Annotated in this window: 17 protein-coding genes and 1 riboswitch; all 17 genes read left to right on the top strand. The window is 46.7% G+C overall.

Annotated features, from left to right (window positions below):
- Window positions 1-150 precede the first annotated feature (150 nt).
- The 17 genes from ACESZH_RS06850 (at window position 151) to ACESZH_RS06770 (ending at window position 17,930) form a co-directional block, all read left to right on the top strand.
- On the top strand, window positions 151-1,029 hold the full coding sequence (locus ACESZH_RS06850; protein ID WP_373219065.1) for a carbohydrate ABC transporter permease: 879 nt from the start codon (window positions 151-153) through the stop codon (window positions 1,027-1,029).
- Complete coding sequence (locus tag ACESZH_RS06845) at window positions 1,030-1,863, top strand: carbohydrate ABC transporter permease (protein WP_373219066.1); 834 nt, start codon at window positions 1,030-1,032, stop codon at window positions 1,861-1,863.
- A gap of 35 nt (window positions 1,864-1,898) precedes the next feature.
- Window positions 1,899-3,005 (top strand): Gfo/Idh/MocA family protein, encoded by a 1,107-nt coding sequence (locus ACESZH_RS06840; protein ID WP_373219067.1) that lies wholly within the window; start codon window positions 1,899-1,901, stop codon window positions 3,003-3,005.
- A 17-nt stretch (window positions 3,006-3,022) separates the two neighbouring features.
- Window positions 3,023-3,937 (top strand): dihydrodipicolinate synthase family protein, encoded by a 915-nt coding sequence (locus ACESZH_RS06835; RefSeq protein WP_373219068.1) that lies wholly within the window; start codon window positions 3,023-3,025, stop codon window positions 3,935-3,937.
- Window positions 3,938-4,483: 546 nt separating this feature from the next.
- On the top strand, window positions 4,484-6,082 hold the full coding sequence (locus tag ACESZH_RS06830) for a DUF1002 domain-containing protein (RefSeq protein WP_373212827.1): 1,599 nt from the start codon (window positions 4,484-4,486) through the stop codon (window positions 6,080-6,082).
- A complete protein-coding gene (locus ACESZH_RS06825) occupies window positions 6,072-6,602 on the top strand; it encodes an N-acetyltransferase family protein (RefSeq protein WP_373212829.1) in 531 nt (176 codons plus the stop codon). The genes ACESZH_RS06830 and ACESZH_RS06825 overlap by 11 nt, the downstream gene beginning before the upstream one ends.
- Before the next feature lie 75 nt (window positions 6,603-6,677).
- On the top strand, window positions 6,678-7,292 hold the full coding sequence (locus tag ACESZH_RS06820) for an ECF transporter S component (RefSeq protein WP_373213671.1): 615 nt from the start codon (window positions 6,678-6,680) through the stop codon (window positions 7,290-7,292).
- Between the two features lie 199 nt (window positions 7,293-7,491).
- Window positions 7,492-8,559 carry an ABC transporter substrate-binding protein gene (locus ACESZH_RS06815; protein ID WP_373212832.1) on the top strand — a complete coding sequence of 356 codons (1,068 nt, stop codon included), beginning with the start codon at window positions 7,492-7,494 and terminating at the stop codon, window positions 8,557-8,559.
- A 2-nt stretch (window positions 8,560-8,561) separates the two neighbouring features.
- A complete protein-coding gene (locus ACESZH_RS06810; protein ID WP_373212835.1) occupies window positions 8,562-9,299 on the top strand; it encodes an ABC transporter ATP-binding protein in 738 nt (245 codons plus the stop codon).
- Window positions 9,296-10,222, top strand: a complete 927-nt coding sequence (locus ACESZH_RS06805; protein ID WP_373212836.1) for an ABC transporter permease — start codon at window positions 9,296-9,298, stop codon at window positions 10,220-10,222. Before ACESZH_RS06810 ends, ACESZH_RS06805 begins: the two co-directional genes overlap by 4 nt.
- 182 nt (window positions 10,223-10,404) lie before the next feature.
- Window positions 10,405-11,607 carry a class I SAM-dependent rRNA methyltransferase gene (locus ACESZH_RS06800; RefSeq protein WP_373212837.1) on the top strand — a complete coding sequence of 401 codons (1,203 nt, stop codon included), beginning with the start codon at window positions 10,405-10,407 and terminating at the stop codon, window positions 11,605-11,607.
- 60 nt (window positions 11,608-11,667) lie between these two features.
- A complete protein-coding gene (locus ACESZH_RS06795) occupies window positions 11,668-12,078 on the top strand; it encodes a hypothetical protein (protein ID WP_373212839.1) in 411 nt (136 codons plus the stop codon).
- Window position 12,079: 1 nt separating this feature from the next.
- On the top strand, window positions 12,080-12,934 hold the full coding sequence (locus ACESZH_RS06790) for a DUF5685 family protein (protein WP_373212841.1): 855 nt from the start codon (window positions 12,080-12,082) through the stop codon (window positions 12,932-12,934).
- On the top strand, window positions 12,918-13,559 hold the full coding sequence (locus tag ACESZH_RS06785) for a DnaJ domain-containing protein (RefSeq protein ID WP_373212844.1): 642 nt from the start codon (window positions 12,918-12,920) through the stop codon (window positions 13,557-13,559). The genes ACESZH_RS06790 and ACESZH_RS06785 overlap by 17 nt, the downstream gene beginning before the upstream one ends.
- Window positions 13,560-13,658: 99 nt before the next feature.
- On the top strand, window positions 13,659-14,645 hold the full coding sequence (locus ACESZH_RS06780) for a diaminopimelate dehydrogenase (protein WP_373212846.1): 987 nt from the start codon (window positions 13,659-13,661) through the stop codon (window positions 14,643-14,645).
- A gap of 240 nt (window positions 14,646-14,885) precedes the next feature.
- Window positions 14,886-16,415, top strand: coding sequence for an N-acetylmuramoyl-L-alanine amidase family protein (locus ACESZH_RS06775; RefSeq protein ID WP_373212847.1), 1,530 nt, complete (start codon window positions 14,886-14,888; stop codon window positions 16,413-16,415).
- Between the two features lie 204 nt (window positions 16,416-16,619).
- On the top strand, window positions 16,620-17,930 hold the full coding sequence (locus tag ACESZH_RS06770; RefSeq protein ID WP_373212849.1) for an NlpC/P60 family protein: 1,311 nt from the start codon (window positions 16,620-16,622) through the stop codon (window positions 17,928-17,930).
- 145 nt (window positions 17,931-18,075) lie between these two features.
- Window positions 18,076-18,270: riboswitch (cobalamin riboswitch) on the top strand.
- Window positions 18,271-18,519 lie beyond the last annotated feature (249 nt).

The following is an 18,519-nucleotide window of genomic DNA, read 5'->3' as shown; positions in this document are numbered from 1 at the left end:
TATGCGCAGCAAAGGATAGCGGTATAAACCGTAGCTGCGCAGCGCCCGGAAATTGATATAAGGCTGCCAGTCGTTCACGTTCGTAGTGGCAGCCTTTTGTCTGCCCGCAATACGTATTGGCTGCTGATTTGGAAAGGACGGTAAAAGAAAATGAGTAAAAAAGACCGTACAAGATGGCTGTTTGTCCTTCCGGCAATTCTCATAGTGATGGCATTGTTTATTTACCCCATTTGCTCCAGCATTTTTTACAGCTTTACCAACAAGAACCTGATTCGTCCTGTGTATAAATTTGTTGGTCTGGATAATTACATATCCGTATTATCTGATAAAAATTTCTGGAACGCATTTTTTAATTCCGTAAAATGGACAATTTTTTCACTCCTGGGACAGCTTCTCATAGGCTTTACGGCAGCGCTGGCGCTGAATAAAGTAAAGCATCTTAAAGGTGTATACAAGACGCTGCTGATCATTCCATGGGCATTCCCATCCATTGTCATCGCATTTTCCTGGCAGTGGATCTTAAACGGTGTTTATGGATTCCTTCCCAATATTCTGGTGAAGCTGGGCATCTGCAACATGCCCCCATCCTTCCTGACAGAAAAAGGGCTGGTATTTGTGGTGCTTGTATTTATCAACATCTGGTTCGGCGCACCGATGATCATGGTCAATGTGCTGGCTGCTCTGCAGACAGTACCGCAGGATCAGTATGAAGCAGCAGAGATTGACGGAGCCAGAAGCTGGCAGTCTTTCTTATACATAACGGTCCCGCACATCAAGGTGGTTACAGGACTTTTGGTGGTTTTGAGAACCGTATGGATCTTTAACAATTTTGACCTGATCTACCTGATCACAGGCGGAGGACCGGCAGGATCCACACAGACCGTCCCGGTTTACGCATATGATATGGGCTGGGGAACAAAGCTTTTGGGAAAATCGTCAGCAGTTACCGTATTGCTGTTCCTTTTCCTGATCCTGATCTGTCTGATGTATTTTGCAGTGATTGCCCGTTGGGAGAAGGAGGATAAGTAAATGAGAAGTAAAGGTAAAAAAATCCAGGGCGCTTTGTGCCATGTATACTTGATCCTTTTGACCATTGTAGCAATTTTCCCTCTGATCTGGATCATTCTCTGCTCTATCAAGGGAAAAGGAGAGCTGACGGGAAATCCTACCGGCTTTCTGCCGAAAACTTTTACGCTGGAATACTTCCGCCACGTAATTTTTGACCTGGGCTTTATTAACAACATTAAAAACAGCGTTCTGATCGCTTTGGTTACCACGGTGATCGCAATTATCGTCGCATCACTGGCTGCTTACGGAATCGTGAGATTTTTTCCGAAATTTGGAAATATTATGTCAAAGCTTCTCGTTACCACATATATTTTCCCTCCGATTCTCCTGGCAATCCCATACTCCATTATCATGGCAAAAATGGGGCTGGTGAATACAAGGATAGGCCTGATCGTCGTGTATCTGTCCTTCAGTATTCCCTATGCAGTCTGGATGCTGGTGGGATTTTTCCAAAGTGTGCCTATTGGGATCGAGGAGGCAGCCAGGATCGATGGGGCAAATAAGCTCAGAGTGTTCGGAACTGTAGTGCTTCCGCTGGTAGCGCCGGGAATTGTTGCAACTGCGATTTATACATTTATTAACGCATGGAATGAATTTCTGTATTCCCTGATCTTAATTAACGATACCTCCAAAATGACCGTTGCGGTTGCGCTGAGATCTTTAAACGGCGCGGAAATTCTGGACTGGGGAGATATGATGGCGGCATCTGTCATTGTAGTAATTCCTTCCATTATATTCTTCTGCCTGATCCAGAATAAGATCGCAGGCGGTCTGACAGAAGGATCTGTAAAGTAACTGAAGACTTGATATCTATAAAAGGAGAAATAAGAATGGTAAGATATGGTGTTGTAGGTGTAGGATATTTTGGCGCAGAGCTTGCACGTATTATGAAAGAAAATGAAGACGCAGTGATTACGGTTGTTTATGATCCGGATAACGGCAAAAAAGTTGCAGATGAGATCGGATGTGACGCGGCAGAAAGTCTGGATGCCCTTGTTGAGAGAGAAGACGTAGACTGTGTGATCGTGGCTACCCCTAACTACCTTCACAAGGAGCCGGTCATAAAAGCAGCAGCACATGGAAAGCATGTATTCTGCGAGAAGCCCATTGCCTTAAGCTATAAGGATTGTGATGAGATGGTAAGCGCATGTGAGAAAGCACATGTCACCTTTATGGCAGGCCATGTTATGAATTTCTTTAATGGAGTGCATCATGCAAAACAGCTCATTAAGGATGGTGTGATCGGTGACGTTTTATACTGCCATTCCGCACGTAACGGATGGGAGGATGTACAGTCATCCATTTCCTGGAAAAAGATCCGGGAAAAATCCGGCGGACATCTTTACCATCACATCCATGAGCTGGACTGCGTGCAGTTTATCATGGGGGGAATGCCGGAAACTGTCTTTATGAATGCTGATAATGTGACGCACCAGGGAGAGGCATTTGGCGATGAGGATGATATGATCTTTATTAATATGAAGTTTTCCGATCATCGCTATGCGGTTCTGGAATGGGGCTCTGCATTCAGATGGCCGGAGCATTACCTGCTGATCCAGGGTACCAAAGGTGCCATTAAGCTGGATATGCTGAATGCAGGCGGTACGCTGAGGGTAAACGGGGAAACGGAGCATTTCCTGCTGCACGAAAACCAGGAAGAGGACGACGACCGTACCAGAATCTATCACAGCACGGAGATGGACGGAGCCATCCAGTACGGCAATCCCAACAAAAAGCCTCCGCTATGGCTTCACGGAATCATGGTAAAAGAGATGAAATACTTAAACGACATCATGCACGGCATGGAACCAAGCGAAGAGTTCCGTCCGCTTCTCACTGGAGAAGCAGCGCGCGCTGCCATCGCTACAGCAGACGCCTGCACAAAATCGCGCTATGAAGGCCGTGTGGTAAAGGTAAGCGAGATTATCGGCGAATAGCCAGATAAGGAGAAGCCATGAGAAATTTAGAAAAATATAAAGGAATCATCCCTGCGTTTTATGCCTGCTACGGGGACGATGGAGCTGTCAACCCAAAACGCACCAGGGATTTAACCAGATATCTGATCGAAAAAGGTGTAAAGGGCGTATATGTCGGCGGTTCCTCCGGGGAGTGCATCTACCAGAGCAAGGAAGAACGAAAAACGATCCTGGAAAATGTAATGAAAGAAGCCCAGGGAAAAATCACAGTGATCGCCCATGTAGGCTGCAATAACACAGCAGACAGCGCAGAGCTGGCTGCCCATGCAGAAAGCTTAGGCGTGGATGCAATCGCTTCCATTCCGCCCATTTACTTCCATCTTCCCGACTATTCTATCCGGGAATACTGGAATGACATCAGTGCAGCAGCCCCGAACACGGACTTCATCATTTACAACATCCCCCAGCTCGCCGGTGTCGCCTTAAGCGTATCCCTATACAAAGAAATGCTAAAAAACCCCAGAGTAATTGGCGTTAAAAACTCCTCCATGCCCGTCCAGGACATCCAGTTGTTTAAAGACGTAAAAGGCCCGGACAGCGTAGTATTCAACGGCCCTGATGAGCAGTTCGTAGCCGGAAGGATCATGGGCGCCGACGGCGGGATCGGCGGAACCTACGCCGTAATGCCCGAACTATTCCTGGCAGCAAACGCCGCCATAGAAGCAGGCGATTTCCCAAAAGCCCAAAACATCCAGTACGACATTGACCGCATCATCTACGCGATGTGCTCCTGCCACGGAAACCTATACTCCGTAATGAAGGAAATCCTCCGCCAAAACGGAGTAAACCCAGGCGAGGTCCGCAAACCCCTCACCCCCATCACCCCAGCCGACCTCCCCAAAGTCGCCCAATGCAAGTCCATGATCACCCAAGCCATCCAAACCTGGACTTAACCCCAAACTAACCTAACCAACAAAGAACAGAGCTGCCCACACCAGCTCTGTTCTTTATTTTTACTAAAATTCCCGTTCGACAGCGGGGCCAAGAGGGGAGTCAACAGCGGAACAAACGGGGAAATCAACAACGGGGCCAACAACGGGGCCAACAGCGGGGCCAACGGGGTGAGTCAACAGGGGACCAACGGGGTCAACAGCGGGCCAACGGAGGAGTCAACAGCGGAATCAACGGGGAGCCAAAAGCGGGGCCTACGGGGGGAGTCAACGGCGAGGCCAACGGGGAGCCAACAGCGAGACCAACGGGGGAGTCAACAGCGGAACCAACGGGGAAGTCAGCAGCGGGGCAACGGCGGGGCCAACAGGGGGAGCGCGAGGGGGCATTCGGCCTTCGCAACTCCGAGATTGCCCCCTCGCAAAACTTCCGCCATTAAAAAAATATAAAAAATCAATCAAAATTACAAACTCCCCCCAAAATATGCTATAATAAACCAACGAACCCAAAAAGTAATTTATACACAGTAAAATAAAAACGGAGGAATCGTTATGAAAAAAGCAAAATTATTAGCCGCACTGCTCTGCAGCGCATCCATGCTCGCCGGAAACCTTGCATCCGCAGTTCCGGCAATGGCAGACTCCATGAAAGTCGTAACCCTGGGCGCCGACCTGAGCCAGGCCCAGAAGGACACCATGCTGAAATACTTCAAGGTAAGCTCCAGCGAAGTACAGATCCTCACCATCACCAATCAGGATGAGAGAGATCACCTCAGCGCATACGTACCCCTTGAGCAGATCGGTACACGTACTGTAAGCTGCGCCTACGTAAAACCAACCACCTCCGGCGGCATCAAGGTCCGCACCGCGAACCTGAACTGGGTTACCTGCAACATGATCGCAACAACCCTTTCCACCTCCGGCGTAACCAACTGTGAAGTCGTTGCCGCATGCCCCTTTGAGGTATCCGGTACAGGCGCGCTGACCGGCATCCAGATGGCATACGAAACTGCCAGCGGACAGAAGCTTGACGAGACAAAGAAACAGATCGCTACCGAAGAGATGGTAGTAACAGGAAATCTGGCAGACCAGGTTGGACAGAATGACGCCACCACAGTCATCAACCAGGCGAAAATGCAGGTCATTGCCGACAATGTACAGAATGCCGACGAGATTTACAACATCGTAATTAACGCTGCAGATAACAATGGCGTTTATATTTCAGAGGATCAGATCAACACCATCGTAAACCTCCTTCAGGAGATCGCACAGCAGAATTACGATTACTCAGAAATGCAGGAGACTCTGGAGCGCGTAAATGACAACGTAACAGGACAGGCAGAGGCTATCGATGACACGGAAGACCCGGACAGCATTGTAAGTGATCTGGATGAGAGCGTGCTGGGAGACGATGTTGTGGCAAGCTCCACAGAGGATCCGACTTTAGCAGAAACCTCCGGTGCAAGTGAGGCAGAGGTTCAGCAGTCCGGTTCCGATGAAATCCCGGACGCTACAGGCGATGGCACCAGCGAAGGCGGAGAAGGAGAAACTAATATTTCTGAAATGAGTACAGATTTCCTGGGTGAAGAGTCCAAGGCTCTGTTTGAAAAAGCAAAGACCTTCTGCAAGGGCGAGTACGAGGGCGACACAGCCGCTCTGCAGGAAGTTATGGGCGAGGATGCATACTGTGACGTTACCATGCTTGACAGCGAGAACGCAAAGAAGCTTACGGATGCAGTTCTGGAGGAGTTCCTGGGAATCCTTGGAAATGGCACTGGCTCCTATGTGGCAACAGGTGACGAGAAGTACCTTACCGTAGAGCTGAACATGCTGGAAAAAGACCTGAAAAAGATTTTCGGTATCGATGTGACGGAAGAAGAAAAATTAGAAGAAGGCGTAGCGATCCTGGGCGAGCTTCTTTCACCGGATGACAGATACACCCTTTACAACGATACTATGAAATTCTTTGAGAAACTGTACGGTGAGTCCTACGAAAGCTATGATGAATCAGCCGATACTGCAACAGCAGGAATCGCAGAAACACCGGTTGAGGAACCTGTTATCGATGATTCATACACAGAGGATAACGTAGATATCACAGAGGAACCCGTAGAGGAAACCGGAGATACGGACGAGATCATTGAAGAATAATATGGAGTTTTTGATCAGAAGAGCCACATCCGAAGATGTGGAACAGATTATGGACATTATGAGGGAAGCGAAAGCTTCCCTCGTTCATGCTCAGTGGTTTGTGAGCGATGATGAGAAATATGTGAGAAACCACCTGGAAGACAACGGGTTTATACTGGTGGCAGAGGCGGAAGGCGGGGAGCTTGCCGGCTTTTTCCTGGCAAAGAGGCCTGACAGAGAGGAAAATCTGGGGATCAGGCTGGGTTTTGACGAGGAGAAGCTTTCCAGGGTGATGATCATGGATACAGCAGCAGTGGCGGTGAAATATCGGGGGCATCATCTGCAAAGCAGGCTTTATCAGGAGGTGGAAAAACAGATCGACCGGGAAAAGTACCGGTATCTGCTCTGTACCATCCATCCGGACAACCAGTTCAGCCTTCATAATATGCAGAATAACGGTTTTACCATTCAAAAGAAGGTGTTGTGCTACGGGGGATTGGAGCGATATATCCTGATGAAGGAACTGTCCCCCGAAAAATAGTTGGAATTGGACATTGAAAAAATGACAGTCTGTGAGTATGATATGCCTGAGATTAAGGAAAGGCAGTGGTTTTATATGAACAAACAGAACAGCACTATTTTGAAGCTTGCGGAGACAGCGCTTTTGGCAGCGCTCTGCTATGTATCTTTTACATTTTTACAGATTAAGATCCCGGTTCCGGGCGGAGATGCAACGTCTCTTCATATTGGAAACGCATTCTGCGTTTTGGGAGCATTGCTTCTGGGCGGCTGGTACGGCGGACTGGCGGGGTCCATCGGAATGACGATTGCAGATATTATGGATCCGGTTTATATCACCGGGGCTCCGAAAACCTTTGTTCTGAAGCTTTGCATTGGTCTGATCACAGGTCTGGTGGCCCATAGGATCGCAAAGATCAACGAAAGTACAGACAAGGCATATGTACTTAAGTGGAGCGTAATTTCCTCCATAGCAGGACTTGCGTTTAATGTGGTTGCGGATCCGATTGTGGGATATTTTTATAAGCGGTATGTGCTGGGACAGCCGCAGGAGCTGGCTGATGCGCTGGCAAAGATGAGCGCAGTCGCTACCTTCATCAATGCGGTGGTGTCAGTCATCCTGGTTGCATTTATCTATAATGCCCTGCGCCCGGCTCTGATCAAGATGAATATTCTTGAGATCCACACAAATAAAACAGTGCAGGCGAAATAAAAAATAGGTGAGCCGTAGAGCGCTTCCTGATTTTCCGGATTTGGAAATCAGGAAGCGCTTTTTGTATTTTTTATGGTTTTTTTGTATTTATTTTGCGGATTGGAACCAGGGACTTGCAATAAATTTGGATTTATATTATATATAGAATATATCTATTAGACATTATCTAATAAAATTCGAGAAGGAGGAGCGGTTTCAGATGAAAAAAAGATTAGGGGTTTTGGCAGGGGTATTTTTTGCAGTCGCAGCGATGAGTGGCTTTGCAGGGGAGGCTTTTGCAGCCGAAGAGATGGAAACACTGAATGTGGCAATGCTTGGAACGGATATTAAGACAGCCTGCGTGATCCTGGCTAATGAGCTGGGCTACTATGAGGAAGAGGGCTTGGAGGTGAACTTTGAGAAGGTATCCTCTCTGCCGGAGGGGCTTACAGCGGTGAGCACAGGAAAGCTTGATGTGCTGCCTTACGGTGTGATCCCAAGCTGCAGCTTTGTTTCCCAGGGAACAGATGTGGTTGTCTTTGGCGGCACCATCTCCGAGGGAAGCGAAGCCATTGTGAAGGCTGAGAATAAAGATACTTTTAAAGAGGCTGAGGATTTCAAAGGAAAAAAGATCGGCTGCTTCCGTATGGAAACCGGACATATGGTAATGAAGGGCTGGCTGCGGGAGGCTGGGCTTGACATTGAAAAGGACGTAGAGTTTATTTACCTGGATTCCCAGGCATCCATTATGGAGGCGGTACTGAAGGGAGAGGTAGACCTTGGATTTGTAAACAGCGGCTATGGCTATATTGCAAAGCAGTCCGGCGCGGAGGTGGAATTTGCCGTAGGTGATTACGTTTCTGATTTTCCATGCTGCCGCCAGACAACCTCAAGGGATGCGTTGGAAAATAAAAAAGATGCATTGGTAAAATTTGAGACAGCAGTGCTTCGCGCCTATGACGTTTATATGAATGACCATGAGACAACGGTTGATAAGCTCACCGCATACTCCGGGCAGGAGGAGGCTTACGTGGAAGCCATTATGTACGGAGCAGAGGACTATGACAATGCCATGATCATTTCACTGGATCCAAACAAGAATAAGGTCGTGGATTTCTATGAGATCATGAAGGCAAACGGCGACATCGATGCTTCAACACCTTACGATATGGCGGATTTTGTGGATACCAGCGTATATGAGACTGCGTTAAACACACTGATCCAACGTGACGGTGAAAATGAAATTTATCAGCAGCTTATGGAAGAGTTTAAGGAAAATAACAACTGATCATGATCGAACTGAAAAATCTCACCTTTGCTTATGAAAACAGCGGAGAAAAGGTGCTGAAGGATTTAAATTTAAAAATTGAAGACGGTGAGTTTCTCTGCGTGATCGGTCATTCGGGCTGTGGAAAAAGTACGTTGATACACCTTCTGGCAGGTCTGGAGAAGGTTCAGGAGGGCGAAATCTTAAGGGATGGCAAAAACATGAACAAGCCTGGGACGGACAGGGCAGTTGTGTTTCAGCATTATTCACTGTTCCCCTGGATGACCGTGAAAAAGAATGTAGTCTTTCCAACTGTAAAAACAGGGCGCTTTACAAAGGAGGAGGCCGGAGCGCGGGCGGAGCTGTTTCTTGATAAGGTAGGAATGGCAGAGCATAGGGGCAAATACCCCTTCCAGCTTTCGGGCGGAATGCGCCAGCGCACCTCCATTGCCAGAGCTTTGGCGATGGATTCCGATGTGCTGCTTTTGGATGAGCCATTTGGCGCACTGGATTACCAGAACCGTGGGGAGCTTCAGAGGCTTTTGCAGAAGCTGTGGCTGGAGGACAAAAAGACGGTGATCTTTGTAACCCATGATCTGGATGAAGCCATGCTTTTGGCAACAAGAATTGTATTTATCAAAAATGGCAGAGTGGATAAGGAACTGCGTATTTCGGAACGGATCAACCAATGCTGTGCAAAGTCCCTGAAATACGATGACTGCAAGGCTCTGCGGGCTTCCCTGGAGGCGTGGTTTCAATGAGAGCAAAGAATAAAAGGATTCCTGCAACCCTCTTTATCAACCAGATGTTGTTTCTATGCCTGGGAATCTGTTTGTTCCTGCCGGGTGAAAAACAGATCAAGGGTCCCTGTCCTATGGCGGCAGCCATACTGATCTTTGAGATTGCTTACCTGACATATATTGTCAGAAAAAGAGAAAACCTGACGGCAGCATCGGATCTGATGATGATCGTATGGGCATTTCTTTTGCTGTGGGAGATCGTGGTTACCAAAAAGAACATGATGCACCCTGTGCTTGTTCCGGCGCCGGAGAATGTGTTTTATGTATTTTATGAGCAGCCTGTGATCTTGCTGAAGGGAGTTTGGTCTTCTCTGAAGCTTTTGTTCGCCGGAGTGTTCGGCGGTCTGGCAGCCGGGGTGGTGGCAGGACTTGTGTGCGGATGGATACCAAGACTCCGCAATCTGTTTTATCCCATTGCAAATGTGCTGGCACCCATTCCGTCCATTGTGTTTGCGCCTTATATTGTGGCACTGATGCCTTCTTTTCGCAGTGCTTCGATGGTGGTGATCGTTCTCGGGATTTTCTGGCCTACTTTTTTGAATATGATCATCCGGGTGGATGGCATTGAGAAAAGAATCCTGGATTCTGCCAGGGCGCTGAATCTGAACAACCGGTCTATGATTTTCCAGATCCTGCTTCCCTACGCCTTTCCGGGAGTGATAAGCGGTCTGAAGGTGACCATGACAACGGCAGTGATGATGCTGACTTTTGCGGAAATGATGGGAGCCACCAGTGGTATGGGTTACTATATTGTGAACTATAATACATACGGCAACTATACCAACGTAGTGGCTGGAATCATGGTGGTGGGAGTGGTTGTAACTGTTCTGAACAAGCTTGTGGCATGGCTGCAGAAAAAACTGATCCGGTGGCAGATGTACTAAAAAATAGATGAATCGTATTAATATGAAAGAAAGCCTGAAGATGCTCCGAAAAAAGGAGGTTTTTCAGGCTTTTTATGAATTTTTTGTGATATCTCCGCAAGTGGGAGGGAATGACTGGAAAAATAAAAAATTCTATGATAGAATGTAGGTTAAATCGCAAAGAGAAGTAAAGGAGAAAATATATGAGCCTGGCGGTAGTGACCCTGAAAAAAGGTGAAGGACGACTTTTGAAATCCGGTGGTATGTGGGTTTTTGATAACGAGATTGCCTCTGTCATGGGCAGCTTTGTAAACGGAGACATAGTGCTTGTCCGTGATTTTGACGGATACCCTCTGGGAAAGGGCTTTATTAATACAAATTCCAAAATCACCATCCGTCTTTTGACACGGGATGAGAGAAGGGTTGTGGACGAGATGTTTTTTGAAAAGAGAGTCCGCGATGCCTGGGAATACCGCAAAAAGGTTGTAGATACAGGAAGCTGCCGTGTGATTTTTGCGGAAGCAGACTTTTTGCCGGGACTTGTGGTGGATAAATTTTCCGATGTGCTGGTAGTGCAGTCTCTGGCTCTTGGAATTGACCGATATAAAGAAATGATCGTGGATCTTCTGAAAAAGGTGCTGGCTGAGGACGGCATTCAGATCCGCGGTGTTTACGAGCGGAGCGATGTGAAGGTGCGCCGTCAGGAAGGCATGGAGCTGACAAAGGGCTTCATAGGAAAAGAATTCACGACTCTTGTGGAAATTGAGGAAAATGGGGTAAAATATCAGGTAGATGTAAAAGATGGACAGAAGACAGGCTTTTTCCTGGACCAGAAGTATAACAGGCTTGCCATCCAGAAGCTGTGTAAAGGCGCCAGAGTGCTGGACTGCTTTACCCACACAGGTTCTTTTGCTTTGAATGCAGGGATTGCAGGGGCGAAAAGCGTTATCGGTGTGGATGCGTCTGAACTGGCTGTGAATCAGGCCACAGAGAATGCCAGACTGAACGGTCTCTCTGACAGAGTGGAGTTTCTCTGTGCAGATGTGTTCGATCTTTTGCCGGAGCTTGAGGAACGGGGAGAAAAGTTTGATGTGGTGATCCTGGATCCTCCGGCTTTTACAAAATCGAGAAGCTCCATCAAAAATGCAGTGAAAGGATACAGAGAGATCAATCTTCGTGCCATGAAGCTGGTGAAGGAAGGCGGATTTTTGGCTACCTGTTCCTGTTCTCATTTTATGGACTACGAATTGTTTACCCAGACCATCGGGCAGGCGGCGAAAAATGTACATAAGCGTCTTCGTCAGGTGGAATACAGAACCCAGGCACCGGATCATCCGATCCTGTGGGCGGCAGATGAATCCTATTATCTGAAGTTCTATATCTTCCAGGTATGCAGCGACAGATAGGAGATAGACAGGGGAAGAGAGCGTTAGAGTCATCAAAAAACAAAAAGAAAGAAGGATTTCATGAAAGACAAATTTATCAAATTTATGCAGGGACGTTACGGAGTGGATCAGTTTTCCAAGTTTACTATGGGAGTGGCATTGGTATCCATCATTCTGGCGATTTTTGTGAAGCCGGGAAGCGCTGTTGGATCATTGCTGGATACCCTGGGATTGGCTGCGATCATTTATACCTACTTCCGTATTTTTTCCAGAAATATTCAGAAGCGCTATGCGGAAAATGCAAAATATCTTTCCATGACCAGCAAACTGCGCCTGCGCTTTAACAAAGAAAAAAATTTGATGAAACAGCGCAAGACCCATCATATCTATTCCTGTCCAAGCTGCGGACAGAAGATCCGCATTCCAAAAGGGAAGGGAAAGATTGAGATAGAATGTCCGAAATGTCATACAAAGTTTATAAAGAGGAGCTGAAATGTTCGGTTACATTATATTAAACAAGCCGGAGATTAAATTCAAGGATTTTGACCTGTATAAATCCTTTTACTGCGGCTTATGCAGGGAACTGCGGGAAAAATACGGTATTATGGGTCAGATTTCCCTGACCTACGATATGACCTTTGTGATCCTTCTGTTAAGCGGTCTTTACGAGCCCGGAACGAAAAAGGGGACAAGCCGCTGCGCCCTTCATCCTGTCAGGAAGCAGACGGTACGGAAGAACGAGATTACAGAATATGCAGCGGATATGAATGTGATCCTTACCTATTATAAATGCAGGGATGACTGGCAGGATGAGCACAGTCTGTTGGGGCTGGGCTTTGCGAAGCTGCTGGAAGGGGATAACAAAAGGCTTCTGGTCCGGTATCCGGATAAGATAAACAGAATTGTTTCTCTTCTCGATGAGCTTTCGGCTTTGGAAAAATCCAGGGAGAAGGATATTGATAAAATGTCCGGCGTTTTCGGCAGAATCATGGCAGAGATTCTGGCGTATAAGCAGGATAACTGGGAAGCAGGCCTGCGCCGTATGGGCTTTTTCCTGGGAAAGTTTATTTATCTGCTGGATGCCTATGACGATGTGGAAAAGGATGCGAAAAGTGGCAGTTACAATCCTTTTGCCGAAAGATATACAATGGAAGGGTTCGAAGAAGAAATACGTCAGATCCTGATCATGATGCTGGCGGAAACATGCAGAGAGTTTGAGAAACTTCCTATTATAAAGTATGAAGATATTCTGCGGAATATTTTATACTCCGGTGTTTGGTGCCGCTTTGAGACCGTAAGCAAACAACGGAGGGAAGAACGGGAGAAAGAACATGTTAGATCCATATAGTGTGCTGGGAGTATCCAGAGACGCATCAGATGATGAAATTAAAAAGGCGTACAGACGTTTAAGCAGGAAATACCATCCGGATGCAAATATCAACAACCCCAACAAGGACCAGGCGGAAGAAAAATTTAAGGAAGTGCAGCAGGCGTATGAGCAGATCATGAAGGAACGGGAATACGGTTCTGATGCCGGCGGATATGGAAGCTATGGTGGGTTCGGAGGATTCGGAGGACAGCAAAGCTCCGGTTATCAGGATGAGGAGAGTATCCGCAGAAGAGCTGCAGCCAATTATGTCCAGAGTGGACATTATCAGGAAGCCATGAACGTGCTGAGTTCTCTTTCCATGAGAAACGGGGAGTGGTATTATTTGTCAGCCATGGCTAATATGGGGCTGGGAAATAATGTGAATGCCTTGAATGATATACGGGAGGCAGTCCGGCTGGAGCCTGATAACTCTCAGTACAGAATGCTTCTGAACCGTATGGAGGGAGGCGGAACCTGGTACCGGGAACAGCAGAATCCCTTCGGCGGGATGCCTGTGGCAGGAGGCGATATGTGCATGAATCTGTGTCTGGCAAACTGCGCCATCAGTCTGTGCTGCCCGGGAAGCCATATTTTATGCTGTTGACATTAGAAACAAACTTTTGGGAAAATATTGACATTGATGCCAGGAAATATTAATATATTAAAGTGCTAAAATGCAAAAGATTTGAGGAGGAAACAGACAATGAGTATTCGTATTGGAATCCTGGGTTACGGAAATCTTGGACGCGGAGTAGAATGCGCCATTAAACATAACCCGGACATGGAGCTGGTGGGAGTCTTTACACGCCGCGATCCGGCCACAGTAAAAATTCTGACAGAGACAGCTAAGGTTTATTCTGTAGATGATGCAGAAAAACTGAAAAATAAAATTGATGTTATGATCCTTTGCGGCGGAAGTGCTACGGACCTGCCGCAGCAGACACCGAAATTTGCTCAGTGGTTTAACGTGGTGGACAGCTTTGACACTCACAAAAAGATTCCGGAGCATTTTGCGGCTGTGGATCAGGCGGCAGCAGAGAACGGACATGTGGGAATCATTTCCGTTGGCTGGGATCCGGGCATGTTTTCACTGAACCGTATGTATGCAAATGCGATTTTGACAAACGGTAAGGACTATACCTTCTGGGGTAAGGGTGTAAGCCAGGGGCATTCTGATGCGATTCGCCGTATCAAAGGTGTAAAGGATGGAAAGCAGTATACCATTCCTGTGGAGGCTGCACTGGAGGCTGTGAGAAAGGGTGAAAATCCGGAGCTTACCACAAGGGAAAAGCATACGAGAGAATGCTTTGTGGTTGCAGAGGAGGGCGCTGATCTTGCTGCTATTGAGCAGGAAATCAAGACCATGCCGAATTACTTTGATGAGTATGACACTACTGTACACTTCATCTCCGAGGAGGAGCTGAAACGCGACCACAGCGGTATCCCTCACGGCGGCTTTGTGATCCGCAGCGGAAAGACCGGATGGAACGATGAGAACAGCCATGTGATTGAATACAGCCTGAAGCTGGACTCCAACCCGGAGTTTACTTCCTCTGTTATCATTGCCTATGCCAGAGCAGCATACCGCATGAATCAGGAGGGACAGAAGGGCTGCAAGACAGTATTTGATGTAGCTCCGGCATATCTGAGCGCTATGAGCGGCGAGGAACTGAGAAAGCATCTGCTGTAATTTTTAGAAAATATTTAATAAATATTACAGATGTCAAAAAAAGGACGACTTCCATATGGGAAGATAGTCCTTTTTTTATGAAGATTTTACGAGGATTATTGTGGGATGTTTACAGTTTTATACTTTTTTATTGACGAAGAGCTTATGATGATATATAATTAACTACATAAAGTTGTAATAAGATTGTAAAATCTTAATGCCAATGGAAATAAAGTGTTAATAGCAAAAAGGAAGGTAATCATGCGGAACAGATGTAAAAAGGTTAAGTTTTGGGGAGTTCTTCTATTTCTTCTGTTAGTGATGGCGGGGCTGACCAGCACTGCTACAACGAAGGAAGTACAGGCTGCGACAAAGACGGGATTTCGGACAAGCAAGGGTAAAACATATTACATAGATTCCAATGGCACAAAGCACAAAGGCTGGCTCACTTTAAACGGAAAGAAATATTACTTTAAAAAGAAAAATGGCGTCCAGGTAAAAGGCTGGCTGACAATAGGCAAAAAGAAATATTATTTTACCAGCAAAGCAGGCGTTATGGTGACAGGGTGGCTTAAGAACTCTAAAGGCCAGAAGCGTTACTTTAACAAAAAGACAGGGGTTATGACCACTGGGTGGCTGAAAATGAGTAAGACGAAAACCTTCTATTTCTATTCAAAGTCGGGTATAGCGGCGGCTAATTGCTGGTTGAAGGACAGCAAAGGAAATACAAGATATTTTCGTGCCAGCGGCGTGATGGCAAAGGGTTGGCTTACCAGTTCAAATGGTGAAAAACGGTATTTTAAGACAACATCCAAGACATCTACAGATGGAGCAATGGCGACCGGATTTAATACGATTGACGGTGTTACTTACTACTTCTACAGCGGAAGCGGTATTATGGCAACCGGCTGGGTGGAAAATACAGCAAACGGTACCAAGTATTATTTCGATCCCAGCACTGGCGAGATGGCTACCGGAGTAATAACGATAGACGGAGTGAAACAGGAGTTTTCAGATAAGGGCGTTTATGTTGGCACAGTAGCTGATGACCCGGGTATTTCTGCGGGCACAGGAACGAGAACCATTAAGAATTATCTGGCAGGAGCGCTGCAGCCGGTAGGACAGGCTCTCTACATTTGGGGCGGCGGCTGGAACGATTCCACCAGAAAGGGCGTAAGTCCTACCTGGACAAAGTGGTATAACAAATGGTCATCTAATCCAAGCGGCTATGATTATAACAATTACCGTGATCTGAGCACTACCAACAGAGCGAAGGGTCTTGACTGTTCCGGCTTTGTGGGATGGGCGGCATATCAGGTAATGCAGACAGCATCGAATGTAGGATCCGGTTATACTGTGGTTTCCGGAGATATCGGCTCCTATTATAAGAGCACATTGAAATGGGGCAGCATTGTAAACCAGTCTTATCTGTCAAAACATGATTGGACACTGAAGCCTGGGGATATCGGCTACAACAGCGGACATACATGGATTGTACTGGGGCAGTGCAGTGACAAGAGCGTGGTGATCGTTCATTCCACTCCGCAGGCTGGCTGCCAGATTTCCGGAACAACTACTCCAAGCGGCGATTACGACAGCGAGGCAGTAGCACTGGCGAAAAAATACATGTCCATGTATTCCGGTTACACGAAATTTGAGTATCATCCGTCCTGCGGAAACTATATCCGTAACGGTAACTATCTGAGATGGAACAGCAGTACCCTTTCAGATCCGGAGGGATACGCAAATATGACAGCTGATCAGATTCTTTACGATCTGTTCGGAAAGTAAGAAGAGTTGAAAGAGAAGAAATCAATCTTGGTGATCGGTTTCTTCTCTTTTTTTAAGAAATAATATGTAAATGTTACAAAAGTTTAAAATTTATTTCGATTCAGGGTTGCATTTCTTGTAACGATGTGTTAATATGTAAAAGAATTAAGAAGACTATTGCAGAAATGTTACAAATAAGTTTAAAAGTTACGAGGGTGAATAATCATGAAAAAAAGAATTGTATGTCTGACACTTGCACTTATGATGTTTGGTACTCAGGTGGTGAGCGTTAGCGCTTCAAGAGAAGATGATTTAAGAGAAGAACAGGCATGGACCAGCCAACAGTTGGATGCTACATATGCCCGCATCGATCAGCTCTGGTATCAGAAACAGCAGCTTGAAAGTGAAATTGCCACTCTCGATGCAAACCTTGTGAATGTAATGGTTTCTATCCAGACACTTGAGGGCGACATCACAAACAAAGAGGCTGACATCGTAAAGACACAGGGTGATCTTGAAAAAGCGCAGAAAGCAAAAGACAAGCAGTACGAGGCTATGAAAAAGCGTATCCAGTACCTTTATGAAAAAGGAGGAAGCGATGCATGGTTCCAGATGATGATGAATGCTGACAACCTGGCAGACCTTCTTACCAGAGCGGAATATACCCAGAAAATGTATGAACAGGACAGAAAGAGCCTGGAGGTATACGCAAACACTATCACAGAGGTACAGAAGCTGGAAGACCAGTATACACAGGAAAAAGCAGAACTTGAAAGCATGAAGCAGGAATATGAAGCAGAATCTGCTAACCTGCAGTACCAGCTTGATGTAAAACGTGCAAACTCCGCTGACTGTGAGAATGAGATCGCTTATGCACAGCAGCAGGCTACCGAATATGCAAATCTTCTTGCAGAGCAGCAGGCTGAAATCGAGAGATTAGAGGCTGAGAGAATCGCTGCGGAGGAAGAAGCAAGGCGTCAGGCTGAAGCAGCAGCCGCTGCAGCCGCAGCCGAGGCTGCAAGCTATGAAGAAACCGGATATGATGAGAGCGGAAGTGAGGAATACGATTCCGGGTCCGGTGAAACAGAATATGAGTATGATGAGTACGGAAATGTGATCGACACAGCAAATACTGTGGACGCCAGCGAGTACAGCAGCAGTTCTTCATCCAGCAGCTCCAGCAGTTATTCCGGTTCCGGCTCTTCTGTAGTTGATTATGCTACACAGTTTGTTGGAAATCCGTATGTATGGGGCGGTACAAGCCTTACAAACGGTGCTGACTGTTCCGGTTTCGTACAGAGTGTATATTCAAACTTCGGCGTAAGTCTTCCGAGAACCTCTTACGAGCAGCAGAATGCAGGAACTGAGGTATCCTATGCTGATGCACAGCCGGGTGACCTGATCTGCTACGGCGGTCATGTAGCTATCTACATGGGCGATGGAAAAATCGTTCATGCTTCCAACTCTGTAGACGGTATCAAGATCAGCGATAACGCTGCTTACAGAACCATTACCTCTGTAAGACGTCTTGTATAGTTAAAAACATATGGCTGTATGAAAGGTGTGAAAACTTTTCATACAGCTTTTTTGCTGTTAAAACTTCGCTGGGATTTTTTGCCGGAATCTATCATTATGGGGTTGACATCCGGGCGATGGGGTGGTACTATAATGTCAGTATAATTCCATATTGAACATATTAAGTGCTGACGGCCTGAGAAGAAGGCTGGCAGAAAGAGGGAATCAGGTGCGAAACCTGAGCGATCCGGTCACTGTAACAGAGGAGTGAGTCTCGTAGTCCATTGTGCGCAAGCATGAGAAGGGGAGATGATACGATGATTCTGGAGCCAGGAAACCTGCTTAGTATGGCGAGGTTAAACTTCCGTGTAAAGTGTAACAACCAATTTTGGGGAATCCGCAGCCCCGGAACGTTGTCTGCTCTACAGAAGCAGGCATTTTTTATGGAATGCGCCTGTTCATATGAATTATACAAGATTAAATGGCAGGCGATACTACTTCGGATGTATCCGTTCCCTCCGCGTATATATGAACGGTTCATATTCTACCCCGAAGTAGCATCGCTCCCTCTTTATAATAAGAAAGAAAAATTGGCCGCATCAGCGGCTTT

It is taken from the genome of Ruminococcus sp. 5_1_39BFAA, assembly GCF_964240875.1.
Lineage (GTDB): Bacteria > Bacillota > Clostridia > Lachnospirales > Lachnospiraceae > Blautia_A.
The sequence above is the reverse complement of the archived record's forward strand: the minus strand, read 5'-3'. Positions and strand labels throughout refer to the sequence as shown.

Bases quoted from the DNA above. Each gene is read 5' to 3' on its own strand.
- ACESZH_RS06850 (WP_373219065.1), top strand. From the start codon at position 151: ATGAGTAAAAAAGACCGTACAAGATGGCTGTTTGTCCTTCCGGCAATT.
- ACESZH_RS06845 (WP_373219066.1), top strand. From the start codon at position 1,030: ATGAGAAGTAAAGGTAAAAAAATCCAGGGCGCTTTGTGCCATGTATAC.
- ACESZH_RS06840 (WP_373219067.1), top strand. From the start codon at position 1,899: ATGGTAAGATATGGTGTTGTAGGTGTAGGATATTTTGGCGCAGAGCTT.
- ACESZH_RS06835 (WP_373219068.1), top strand. From the start codon at position 3,023: ATGAGAAATTTAGAAAAATATAAAGGAATCATCCCTGCGTTTTATGCC.
- ACESZH_RS06830 (WP_373212827.1), top strand. From the start codon at position 4,484: ATGAAAAAAGCAAAATTATTAGCCGCACTGCTCTGCAGCGCATCCATG.
- ACESZH_RS06820 (WP_373213671.1), top strand. From the start codon at position 6,678: ATGAACAAACAGAACAGCACTATTTTGAAGCTTGCGGAGACAGCGCTT.
- ACESZH_RS06815 (WP_373212832.1), top strand. From the start codon at position 7,492: ATGAAAAAAAGATTAGGGGTTTTGGCAGGGGTATTTTTTGCAGTCGCA.
- ACESZH_RS06810 (WP_373212835.1), top strand. From the start codon at position 8,562: ATGATCGAACTGAAAAATCTCACCTTTGCTTATGAAAACAGCGGAGAA.
- ACESZH_RS06805 (WP_373212836.1), top strand. From the start codon at position 9,296: ATGAGAGCAAAGAATAAAAGGATTCCTGCAACCCTCTTTATCAACCAG.
- ACESZH_RS06800 (WP_373212837.1), top strand. From the start codon at position 10,405: ATGAGCCTGGCGGTAGTGACCCTGAAAAAAGGTGAAGGACGACTTTTG.
- ACESZH_RS06795 (WP_373212839.1), top strand. From the start codon at position 11,668: ATGAAAGACAAATTTATCAAATTTATGCAGGGACGTTACGGAGTGGAT.
- ACESZH_RS06790 (WP_373212841.1), top strand. From the start codon at position 12,080: ATGTTCGGTTACATTATATTAAACAAGCCGGAGATTAAATTCAAGGAT.
- ACESZH_RS06785 (WP_373212844.1), top strand. From the start codon at position 12,918: ATGTTAGATCCATATAGTGTGCTGGGAGTATCCAGAGACGCATCAGAT.
- ACESZH_RS06780 (WP_373212846.1), top strand. From the start codon at position 13,659: ATGAGTATTCGTATTGGAATCCTGGGTTACGGAAATCTTGGACGCGGA.
- ACESZH_RS06775 (WP_373212847.1), top strand. From the start codon at position 14,886: ATGCGGAACAGATGTAAAAAGGTTAAGTTTTGGGGAGTTCTTCTATTT.
- ACESZH_RS06770 (WP_373212849.1), top strand. From the start codon at position 16,620: ATGAAAAAAAGAATTGTATGTCTGACACTTGCACTTATGATGTTTGGT.